This is a genomic window from Pseudomonadota bacterium (assembly GCA_034660915.1).
Classification (GTDB): Bacteria; Desulfobacterota; Anaeroferrophillalia; order Anaeroferrophillales; family Anaeroferrophillaceae; genus DQWO01.
On sequence record JAYEKE010000018.1, the window covers coordinates 1 to 10346 of the forward strand.

Consider the following 10346-nt stretch of genomic DNA (forward strand, 5'->3'; position numbering starts at 1 on the left):
ATGGTGCCGGAGCTCGGAATCGAACCGAGACGGGGTCGCCCCCGCGGGATTTTGAGTCCCGTGCGTCTACCAATTTCACCACTCCGGCGCTGTTTTCCTGCAACTGCTATTAACAGCAAAAACGCAGACCTGTCAAGCAGCTTTTCAGGCCGGACCTGGCGGCAGATATGACCGCATCCCGAACATCACGAGGCCGGCTACCGGTCAAAGTCTGCCAACAGCTGATTGATGCACGAAACAGATTCCCTGGAATCCTGAACCACCAGCATGTTATTTTATTTCGCAATAGTGGGAAAACCTGGACAGGAAAACCGGAACAAACTCAAATTTTCTCACCAAAAACAATTTAACTAGTCGACAAACACAACGTTAAGTGTTACTTTGTAAAAGTATTTCATTTAACGGGACTAGACTATGCCTACTATTGACTATATTTTCGATCTGATGGCGCAAGGACGCTACACCTTCACGGTTAATGAGATTGCAGATGTTTTGCAGATTTCTCTCACGGCCGCCCGGGCCGCACTCCGGAGGTTACGCAAAAAAGGTATAATAGCAACGCCTTATCGGGGGTTTTGGGTTGTTGTACCGGCCGAATACAGAAATTTTTCGTGTCTACCTCCGGATCAGTTTATTCCTCAACTGATGGAACATCTGGGGGAACCATACTACGTTGGTTTATTGAGTGCGGCGGAATATTATGGAGCTGCGCACCAGCGGCCCCAGATTTTTCAAATTGTTCTCAATAAGCACCGATCATCTCTAGAGTGTGGCAGGATTCGAGTAGGGTTCATTGCACGAAAAAGCTTAGCTTCTCTTCCGACAATTCCCAGAAAAACCCAACGTGGATTTATCCAGGTATCGACGCCGGAAGTGACGGCCTTTGATCTGGTGGGCTACCCTGAGCATGCTGCAGGTCTTGATAATGTTGCGACCATCCTGATTCAATTGGCAGAACATTTAGGTAGAGATGAAATTGTTGCAGCTGCAAAGTTATCGCCAATGGCCTGGGCGCAACGGTTGGGGTATTTATTGAATCTTGTTGGAGAAAGTGGCAAAGCTGAAAAATTAGCTGAACACATCCGGCAAAAAGATCCCGTACCAACCCCGTTGTTCAGAGCCAAGCCATTCAAAGGAGCAGCCAAAGATCCTCTATGGCAGATTATGATTAATGGTGAAGTTGAGGTTGAGGTTTGATTCCCCGTGATTTCATTACGGAATGGAGCCGATATGCGCCATGGTCACAAGTGCATCAGATTGAGCAGGATCTGGTTGTTTGTCGGGCTTTGGTTGAAATTTTTTCACAACCAGGTCTTGCCGATAAGTTGGCCTTTCGCGGCGGAACTGCCCTTTTTAAATTATTTCTTTCTCCGGTTCGATATTCAGATGATATTGACCTTGTGCAGGTAAAGCCTGGTCCGATTGGTGAATTACTGGATGGCCTTCGCAAAGCACTGAATCCCTGGTTGGGAACGCCAAAATGGAAACAAACCGAGGGCCGGGTAACTTTTCGTTATCGTTTTCCGTCAGAAGATGGTTTATTGTTGACTTTGAAAATAGAAATTAATACCAGGGAACACTTTACCGTATATGGTGTACAGAGAATTCCTTTCCAACTGGATTCTCGTTGGTTTACAGGTTCGGCAGGAATCACAACCTACAGCCTGAATGAATTGCTCGGTACTAAAATGCGGGCACTTTACCAGCGTAAAAAAGGACGTGATCTTTTCGATCTTTGGTACGCATTTCTTGAATCGGACCAAATTCCCGTGTCCAGTCAGGTGGTCTCGGTTTTTCTACAGTACATGGAACATGGTGGTCACCAAATCAGCCGGGCAATGTTTGAGCAAAACCTTTTTGAGAAAAAAGATGATGCTCAGTTCAGGAAAGATATAGAACCGCTACTGGTCGCCGACAACACTTGGAACTTTGACCAGGCTTTCGCCTATGTCATAGAAAATCTGATCGTCCTTATCCCCGGTGATCATTGGCGAGGCGGTAAAATATAACCGGTCAAGGACGGTGAAACAGATTAATTGATGGCGGGTGCATTTGCCGAAAAGCTGGGACAGAAGCCAATTTTTCGCGGGAATAAAACAGGAAATCATCCACTCTCCAAACTCTATGATGCTAATGACGAACTCTTTAAAATCATAATTCGAGTAAAAATCCATCTTTTTTGACTTTAGGGCATTTTTCTGGCACAGGGATTCCTATGGGGATTATTTCTTACCTGGTAGATTTTTTTCAGCGCCTTCCCGTTGCCGAGCGGCCGAGCTACCTGCTACTGCTGCCCACTAAAAACCTGATTGAGCAATTCCAGTACCGGCTAACACAAGCCTGCGGCACCACTCTGCTGCCCTGTTGCCATACCCTTTCCACTTTCATCCAGGATTATGGACAGGTATATAGCAAGCCGATCAGCAACGCCGCCCGGCGGGCGATTATGCACCAGGCGATAAGCAGCAAAAAATTCAGCCATTTTGCCAGCGGCAGTGAGGCAACCTTGTTTTCTCTCTGGGAGGATTTTGTCTTCACCGGCCGGATTGCAGCTGTTGATGAGCTCAGTTCCGGAAAATTCCTGGAAGAAACCCTGAGCTGTCTGGACCCGACCATCAACCGTTCACCTACCTACCGGCAGTTTATGGAAAGCTACCTGGAAGAATTCAATCATATTTTCAGGACCTATCTTGAGCTGCTGACCGAACTGAGGCTGGAGGATCCACTGCTGATCAGCCGCCGGCAAATCACTAATACCATCAAGTATCTACCTGAAATTGCCAACCGTTTTCAGCTTATGGTTGCCGATCTTTATGACGCTCCCCCGATTCAACTGCAACTACTGGAAACCCTATCCCGGCTGGGAGCCACATTTATTTTCAGTGGCTATCATTTTCCTGAACGGCGACGCTGGCCTGAACTGATTAAACGCCTACCCCCTGAGCAGGTAACCTGGTGTTCTCCACCGGCAAAAGAAATTCTCCGGCGAGCCGCCGCCCTCGAGCCGCAAAAACTCTCCCCGCTGCCGGTCAGCAAATCGGTCGCCGCCCGGGTTTTTCCTTCAGTGGCCGCCGAATGCCGTTATGTTATCCACCAGGCTCTGGCCTTGGTCTGTGATGGCATCCCGGCGGATGAGATAGCCATCGTGGTCACCGACCAGCGCCATTACCGGGAAATATTTTACAGCCTGATTCACGCGCTGCCGACCAGCAGAATGCCGTTGGATATTTTTTCCTTTAATCTCAAACGTCAGATAGGACAGTCAGCCCTGGCCATTTTCATTGAAACCCTGATCAGGATGGCGGGCGGCGCGCCTTTGTCCACCCAACTGCTCCTGGAAGTCATCGAATCACCTTTTTTCAGCCACTTTTTCCTCCTGCCTGTCTGCAGACATGGCACCCCCACGGAGTCTGACAACCCGGCTGCTGATAAAAATAAAAGCACGGAAAAAGCGATATTGACTAATCTGCGCCAGGAACTTACCGACCAGGTTATAACCGCCGCTGAAACCCTGAAAATAATGGCAAAACGGAGCTCAGATCCCGGGTTACAGCAGGGAATCAAGGCCTTAATCGCCGCCGGAAGATATTTCCCGACTCATGCTTTGCTTTCCGACTACCTGAAAATCATTGCCGGACTGATTGAACAAAGTACCGGCATAATCGGCGATCTCTACGAAAATACCGTCCGTGACCACCTGGCTGCGGTGGTGGAAGAGCTCAGGCAGCTGGAGCTCGACATCTCTTTCCAGCCGGCTTCCCTCCACTCCTTTTTCCAGGCCGCCATAACCAGTGAAGAAACGGGGTTAAATTACGATTATCTCTCCGGCATCCAGATCCTTGACCCCCGCGATGCCAAGGGGATAGCCACCAGGGCGTTGTTCCTCACCGGAAATTCCTCCGGTTCTTTCCTCGGCCGAGGACATCAAAATCGCTTTTTTTCACCCAGGCAGCAGGAGCTGCTGGGCCTGATCACCCCGGATCGAGAGGAAATTCTGCAACGCTTTACGGTTTATTCGTTAATCAACAATTGCGAAAAAGTCTGGTGCACCCGGGCCCTTGAAATTGAGGGCCGGACCAGGGAAGCCAATATCTTTTTCAAAGAACTGCTCTGGTCCGGGATGGAACCGCTGATGCCGGCGGTGGAAATCGTCTGGACCGATCAAAATACGGAAAAAAAAGCGGCCGGGAAAAATCAAGCGGCCGTGTCTGCCGACAGGCATGGGGAAGTGCTGCTGCCTATCCAGAATTTGCCCCAACACCTCAGCGGTCACCAGGCCACCCACCTGCTCCAATGTCCGGCTCGTTATTTTTTTGAAGCCCTGAGACTTAAGGCCCCGGCAATCCGTGAAGAACGCCTTGACCCCCTGGGCGAAGGGGCCATCCTGCACCAGGTGGCTGAAATCCTGGGAAAAAGCCTGCCAAAACCCAAAGACAAAAGTGAAATTCTTGACAAAATAGCGGAAATCAGCCGCAAGCTGGAAATCACCTGGGAAGAAAAGATGCTTTTTTCATTTCTCGACCACAGTAGCTGTTGGGAAAGGTTGGCTGATTTTCTGCTGGAAAACAGCGCTGAAACCCTGGCGGTGGAAGAATGGGTTGCAGCTGACCTGGAACCGGTTACCGGCCTGCCGATCCAGGGGGTGGGAAAGATTGACCGTCGGGACCGGGGAACAGCCGGAGAACGGCTGGTGGACTACAAACGCGGCAAAATTCCTGCAAAAAAAGCAGTCACCAGTTTTGCCGATGTCCAGCTGCTTTTCTATGCCCTGCTGAAAACCCTGAACGGTGAAAAAGTTGATAAAATAGCCTATTATTCCATTCGCCAGCGGCAGCGAAATTGTTCCGAAGCGGAGGTGGAACCTTTACTGGCGACGTTCAGCGAGATTCTCAGGCAGCAATTACATGGCATTTCGGCCAGCGGCGGCTACCGGAAAATTATTGCCAGACATTGTGACCGCTGCCCATATCGGGAAATCTGCCTGGATGAATCCCAATTAAGGTCGATCAATGGTTGAAAATAATCCCTTTAATCCTTACCTTTCATTCACCATCTCAGCGGCAGCCGGCAGCGGCAAAACCCACCAGCTGTCCGGCCGCTATCTCCACCTGGTGGCAGCCGGCGCCCGGCCAGAAGAGATATTGTGCTGTACCTTTACCAACAAAGCCGCCGAAGAAATGAAGAATCGGATTATTGACAATGCCTTTCAGTTGTTTACCGATCCAACCGCCGGACAGGACTTTGACCGTGACCTGCGAGAGTGGGTCGAAAAAACAACGGTGGCAGCGGGTAAACCCCGTTCAGCAACTGAAACCGCCCGCCTGATCCTGGAGTCCAGCGAAACCGTGCGGGTGGGAACCATTGACGCTTTCTTTTCCTCCCTGGCTCACCAGTACGCCCCGGAGCTGGGAATCTCCCCGGAAGCAATCATTGCCGATCAGCTGACAGTCAGGGAACTGCAGCAACACGCCTGGCATGAGCTTAACCGAAATATTTACCAGAATGCAGACCTGCAAAAAGAATTTGAGGACTACCTGCGGCTCAGCAAGGGCCGTGGCGCCTGGCTGAGCCGAGGGTATATCGAACAACTGCATCGCCAGCGGGCTGAGCTTGAAGCTTATAACTTCACCCCTGACCGGGCACTGGAAAAGCTCAAGCTGCCCGAACTTTCCATTGAAACCGCCACCAAGGATTTTTACCGGGAAGTCATCATCATCCTGACCAACCTGCTGGAAGACCCGGCTTTTTCACCCTACCAGGAAAAATTTGGCGGGTCGCTGAAGGCAGCGATTAAATCACTGCGACATAACCGGCCTCTGGCTGAAATTACCGCCATGCTTTACCAGGATAAGTTGCTGAAAAAGATTGATTTCGGCAGCTATCACTGCCCTGACAACTTCGCCATCAGCAAACAAAAACTGGGACGGGTGGACATAAAAGCGCTTATTGATGACCTCAATGAACAGCTGGCCGCCGCGCTAAGACCTTATCGCCAGGCATTACTGGTTCCCGGTTACAATCACACCATCACCATGCTGACCACCCTCTACCGTCACTACGCGGACATTTACGAAAGTTTGAAACAACGGCTGAAACTGCTGGAATTTACCGATCTGGGCCTGGCCGCCCTGCGCCTGTGGCGGGATCAACGCTGGAACGGCATCCACTTTCACCTGCTTTCAGGTATCCGCCACCTGCTGCTGGATGAATTCCAGGATACCTCCCGCCTCCAATGGGAGGTCTTCCGCCTGCTGCTTGGGGATGCCCTGCTGGCCGGGGAAAGCATTTTTACTGACTTTTCCCTGTTTATGGTCGGGGATGAGAAACAATCAATTTATGGCTTTCGCAATGCTGATTACCGGGTCCTGGCCGACGCCGGCAGGCTGGTCACCAGACACCCCCGGGTAATCGGCCACCCATTGAATGAATCATTCCGTTCCTCAACCCTGATCCTCGATTTTGTCAACCGGGTATTTGGCCACCTCAACGAGGTTCATCAGGAAGAAGTCATTCCTTTTCAAACCCATAGCCGCCACCCGAAAGCCTGGCCCCTGGACGGCGGCTCCATCAATCTTTATCCACCGTTTTGCGACCGCAAGGAAGAAGGGGAAGAAGCCGCCAGCTACGGCCTGGCCGATGAAGCCGCGTTCGTGGCCGACACCATATCCCGACTGTTGGAGGATCCACGGCCACTGATCCGGACGAGGGAAAATGGCAGTATGGTTCAACGACGGGTACGGCCTGAAGATATTACCGTCCTCTACCGCAAGCGCAAAGGCGTCAGTCGATTGCTGGATGAATTATGTCGACGACAGGTACCGGTGGTCAGGGATGATGAAGGTGGTTTTTTTCAACAACCGGAAATCCGTGACTGTCTGGCCCTGGTTTCCCTGCTGGCCGACCAGGGTGATGAGCTGGCCTTACTGCGTCTGCTGCGCTCTCCCTTGAGCCGGCTGCCGGACAGTGCTTTCCATGAACTGCTGGAACAAAGGCTTAAAAATCAGGAGGGTAATCTTCTTGATCAATACCTGGCCGGCAGTGATGATTCATCGCTGGCCAAAGCCTTGAGCGCCACCGTCATCCAGAACCAGGGGCTGCCACTGGGGCAGCGATTTGCCCTGTTTCTGGAAATCACCGCCGCCCATAGAATGTACCAGACCAGGCCAGACGACCAGACCCCGGCCGCCAACCTGGACCGCTTTCTCTCTTTACTCAGTAACAACGGCTATCACTCGGCTATCGAAGCCCGAACCCATTTACAAAAACTCAGCCAGGCAGACGAGCTGAGCGGATCTCTGGGACAACGGCAAAATGCCGTCCGCCTGATGACCATTCATCGGGCCAAAGGGCTGCAAAGCGAAATAATTTTTCTCTTCAATGCCGGCGCCGGGATGCGACAGGATGCCGGCATTATCATCAATCGGAGCAGTTCACGGGATCGTTTTCCTCTTCTCTTCCTGCCCCGGGCCAAAGATGACCTGCCACCGGTAGATTTTCTCGAAGAGATGAAAACCATCAACCAGCAGGAAAGCTTCCGCGAAGAAATCCGTGTTCTTTATGTTGCCCTCACCCGGGCTACCCAACATCTTTTCATCACCGCCAACACTAAAAAAGCGGATGAAATGCCGGAAGTCATCACCATCATGGAGCAAGTCCTGGGAGAAATGGCAGCGAAAAACGAAGACCTGACCGGAGCACCATGTCTGGCCGGGATTTGGCTGCCCCATGAACAGGACCGCGGGGACACCGCTAAAGCAATGTCCCCGAATGTTAAGGCTTTTGCATCAGCGGCAGAAAATCACCGGGAGAGGCTGCACATTGATCCGGCATTACTGCGATCATTCCGGCGTCAGGGACGACGTTCACCCAGCAGTGAAGAAATCCTGCCGACAGCACCCACCGCCGGCAGTTTATCTGACCGGATTCTAGGGCTTATCGTTCACCGGGTACTGGAAGAAGAATTGAAAGGATTGAAACCATCACTGGCGGCTACCTGCCGGGGCTGGGCCCCGGCAGAAAGGTATGAGGAATATTTTTCCAAAGCGGAAAAAATGCTGGCCCAACTTCGGCTGACATCCGGTTACCGACAACTTAAAAAAACTGCTGTCCATGCCGAAAGCGCCATTGCCGGCTGGACAGAAAACGGACAATATATCCTCGGCCGGCTGGATGTTCTGCAAATAGAAGATAACCGGGCAGCGGGACTGGATTTTAAAACCGGGGAAATCAACCGGTCTCAACTTGACACCTACCAGCGGCTGCTGGCCGAGATTTTCCCTCATGGCAGCATGTCGGCCATCCAATCAGCAGAAAAAATTAAAGAAACGGGGGAAACATACGAAGAGGAATGGTAAGAAAAATTTCAACCTTGGAGACCGTTACCGGATGAAATCAGCTGTTTCATTAAATCCCAGCCTGGCAGAATTAAAATGCCTCTACGCCCTCACCCTGCTGGCTGAAAACAGAGAAACCCCCATTCAACAACTCCTCCAGGAAGCCGCCCGGATAATTCCCGGTGCCTGGCCAGCGGGCACCGCTGCCGGCTGCCGCATCACCTTTGATCCTTTGACCGATGCCGCTTTTTTCGGGCAGGAAAACCCATGCAGACGATCCGGTGATTTTTATGTGAACGATACTAAAAGAGGTACCATCGAGATATTTTTAACCGAAGAGCCTGAAACTGGCAATGATTCTTCCATCTTATTGACAGAAATCGCCGAACGTCTGGGCAAACTCATTGAACAAAAGGAAACCCGGGATAAATTTGCCGAGCTCAATGAAGAGCTGCTGCAGACCAACGAGCAAATGGAGTATGTCCTCAGCCAGGCAAACACCATGGCCATAGAGGCGGAAATCGCCAATATTGAGTTAGGCCAGATTTTCAATACCTCTGCCGATGCCATGTGGGTTATCGGGTCGGATTACCATGTTCAGCGGGCTAACAAAAAACTGCAGGAGCTTACCGGACAATCAGAAAAAGAATTAACCGGTAAATTATGTCATGAAATTTTTTCTCACTCCATGTGTCAAGGTGATGAGTGTCCACTTCAACGGATCAAACAAGGAGCTAAGCTGGTCGAATATGATTTTGAACACAAATTCAACCAGGACGAAGCTATCTCCTGCATCCTGACCGCCACTCCCCTGCGCGGTCTGGACCAGGAACTTATCGGGATTGTTGCTGATTTCAAAAATATTTCCGCCCGCAAAAAAGCCGAAGCAGCCCTCCAGCAGGCGAACATGGAGTTACAGCGGCTGGCATCTATCGATAGTTTGACCAAGATTGCTAACCGCCGTCGGTTTGATGACGTTCTGACACTTGAATGGCGGCGACTGCAGCGGGAAAAGCTTCCCCTTGCATTGATCATGATCGATATTGATTGTTTTAAGATTTATAATGACACTTATGGGCACCAGCAAGGAGACGACTGTTTACAGTCCGTAGCCAGGAGCATCTCCCAACAGAGCAAACGGCCGGCTGACCTGGTGGCCCGTTATGGCGGTGAAGAGTTTGTGGTTGTCCTCCCCAATACTGATACCGAAGGAGCTACACAGCTGGCGGAGCAGATGCGAAAGCAGGTTCAATTACTCAACATGCCACATAAGAACTCTCCAGTGACGCCAGTAGTGACTATCAGCCTCGGAGTATCAGCCGTAGTACCCGTTTCCAACTACAGCCCGGAACAACTGCTTTCCTGGGCTGATCAATGTCTCTACCAGGCCAAAGAAGCGGGAAGAAATCAGGTTCAGTCTGCCCCGTTCGCCAATACCGCGCCCCCCGGCAGACAGCTGAAATGAAAGCTGAAAACCTCCCGGAAAAATCTCCCGGACCATTTCATATTGTCCTGGTGGAACCTGAAATACCCCCAAATACCGGTAACATCGCCCGCTTGTGTGCCGCCACCGGCACCATTCTGCACCTGGTTGGCAAACTGGGATTTTCCCTTGATGATCGGCAATTAAAACGGGCCGGGCTGGACTATTGGCCGGCTGTAGATGTCAGACAATGGAAGACGCTGGCAGAAATGCAGCAAGCTCATCCCGAAGGGCGGTATTGGTACACCTCCAAAAAGGCGCAAAAAAGCTATATCGAAGCGGATTTCAAACCAGGGGACTTCCTGGTTTTCGGCAAAGAAACCATGGGCCTGCCGGAATCACTGCTGGCAGGCCAGGCAAGGTGGACTATCAGGATACCGATGATCGAAGGAGTGGTCCGTAGTTTAAATCTCTCTACCGCCGCCGGTATTATCCTCTACGAAGCCGGAAGACAGGTCGGCTGGGCATAAAATATTCCTGAACGGTTCAGGGTGTACGGTATAGGGTATAGGGAGAACAGCTTCAACCTT

General features: G+C 51.2%; 6 protein-coding genes and 1 tRNA gene. 6 read left to right on the plus strand and 1 reads right to left on the minus strand.

Going from position 1 to position 10346, the window contains the following annotated elements; all coding sequences use genetic code 11:
* Position 1: 1 nt before the first annotated feature.
* Positions 2-88: transfer RNA gene (locus tag U9P07_00755), tRNA-Leu, on the minus strand.
* 326 nt (positions 89-414) lie between these two features.
* On the opposite strand from U9P07_00755, the gene U9P07_00760 reads away from it, so the two are divergent.
* The 6 genes from U9P07_00760 to U9P07_00785 all read left to right on the plus strand — a co-directional run bounded on the left by U9P07_00760 (position 415) and on the right by U9P07_00785 (position 10286).
* Positions 415-1197: a type IV toxin-antitoxin system AbiEi family antitoxin gene (locus U9P07_00760; GenBank protein ID MEA2107936.1), complete on the plus strand. Its 783-nt coding sequence runs from the start codon at positions 415-417 to the stop codon at positions 1195-1197.
* Between the two features lie 50 nt (positions 1198-1247).
* Positions 1248-2009 carry a nucleotidyl transferase AbiEii/AbiGii toxin family protein gene (locus U9P07_00765; protein ID MEA2107937.1) on the plus strand — a complete coding sequence of 254 codons (762 nt, stop codon included), beginning with the start codon at positions 1248-1250 and terminating at the stop codon, positions 2007-2009.
* A 206-nt stretch (positions 2010-2215) separates the two neighbouring features.
* The gene (locus U9P07_00770) at positions 2216-5017 is read left to right on the plus strand and encodes a PD-(D/E)XK nuclease family protein (protein ID MEA2107938.1); all 2802 of its coding nucleotides are present in this window, start codon (positions 2216-2218) and stop codon (positions 5015-5017) included.
* A complete protein-coding gene (locus U9P07_00775) occupies positions 5010-8354 on the plus strand; it encodes a UvrD-helicase domain-containing protein (protein MEA2107939.1) in 3345 nt (1114 codons plus the stop codon). The genes U9P07_00770 and U9P07_00775 overlap by 8 nt, the downstream gene beginning before the upstream one ends.
* A 31-nt stretch (positions 8355-8385) precedes the next feature.
* A complete protein-coding gene (locus U9P07_00780; GenBank protein MEA2107940.1) occupies positions 8386-9798 on the plus strand; it encodes a diguanylate cyclase in 1413 nt (470 codons plus the stop codon).
* Positions 9795-10286 carry a tRNA (cytidine(34)-2'-O)-methyltransferase gene (locus U9P07_00785; GenBank protein ID MEA2107941.1) on the plus strand — a complete coding sequence of 164 codons (492 nt, stop codon included), beginning with the start codon at positions 9795-9797 and terminating at the stop codon, positions 10284-10286. The genes U9P07_00780 and U9P07_00785 overlap by 4 nt, the downstream gene beginning before the upstream one ends.
* Positions 10287-10346: the final 60 nt, after the last annotated feature.